Raw genomic sequence first — 1173 nt, 5'->3', positions numbered from 1 at the left:
ACGACTCGAGTGGCCCCGCCGTCCACATCTTCCACGCCCCCGACGACTCGAGTGGCCCCGCCGTCCACAGGTGGTGTGGCCACGTTCGGCGGGAGGGTGTTGTGGAGGGACACGACGAAGCCGGGACGCGGGCGGGCGCGTGCGACGGCCACCGCGGCCACGACGGCGGCCTGGTGCCCGTGGGCATGGACGACGTCGACGGTGCCGGCGAGGTTCTTGAGCCGGTGCCAGTCGACGAGTCCGCGGGGCGCGGCGAGGCCCCGGTGGACCGGCCACAGCAGGTGGGCGTCCTGCCAACCGAAAGTCTCCGCCGTCGCCGAGGACGTGGCGAGCGTGACCTCGTGCCCCGCGGCCCGGAGGTCGCTCGTGAGCCGGTCGACGTGGGCACCGATCCCGCCCGTGGACTCGCCGAGCACCATGAGCACCCTCATGACCCACCTTCCTGACCTGCGGCACGGTCAGCGTCACCACGACGGCCCCGGCGCAGCAGCCGCACTCGACGCGCCAGCGTCGGATCCACCGCGAGGGAGACGACCGCCATGACGATGAGCGAGCCGACACCGACGGCCGCGCCGAGGCCGACCGCGCCGACGAGGTCGTCGGTGGCCGTGCGGGTCCCGACCGCCCAGCCACCGACCGCCGCCACCGCTCCCCCGGCGATCGTCGCGCCGAGGGCGCGGACCGGGACAGCGAGGGCACGACGTCCCCAATCGCGCACGACGAGGACGGTGAGCGTCGCCGCCCCAACGCCCAGACCGATGCTCGAGCCGAGCGCGAGGAGACGCAGGGTGGTCGGCCCGTCCGCCGTCGCAGGGTCGAGGAGCAGGACTGGGGTGATGGTCGTCGCGAGCCACGCGAGGCCGACGACGATGCCCGCGAGCACGGCCTTCCCGCGCACGTAACACGCTCGGCTCAGCAGACCGATGATGCCCAGGGCCGGCACGGCGGGGGCGAAGGCCGCCAGGGCGCCGGCCATGGCGTCGAGCGTCTGCCGCGAGACGTCGCCCGAGTTGCCCGCGTCGAGCAGGCCGAAGAACCTCCCGACCGGTCCGGCCACCGCGACGAGGACTGCAGCTCCGGCAACACCGACGACGAGCGTGGCGAACCAGCTCTGACGCAACGTCGTGACGGCTGCCGCACCCGGGTCGCCCCTGCCGCTCTGGTCGCCCGTGC

General features: G+C 74.3%; 1 protein-coding gene and 1 pseudogene. Both read right to left on the bottom strand.

The genetic code is table 11. The annotated features are described in order from the left end of the window. Window positions 1–431 (bottom strand): glycosyltransferase (locus LOY02_RS11130; protein ID WP_317182426.1); only part of this gene is annotated, 431 nt, incomplete at its 3' end. Beyond that, window positions 428–1173 (bottom strand): annotated as a pseudogene (locus tag LOY02_RS11125) (hypothetical protein); the annotation flags it as partial. The pseudogene LOY02_RS11125 and the gene LOY02_RS11130, both read right to left, overlap by 4 nt.

Source organism: Intrasporangium sp. (assembly GCF_032907665.1).
In the GTDB taxonomy this organism is placed as follows: Bacteria; Actinomycetota; Actinomycetes; order Actinomycetales; family Dermatophilaceae; genus Intrasporangium.
Note: the sequence above shows the minus strand (reverse complement) of the source record. Positions and strands in the feature narration are given on the sequence as shown.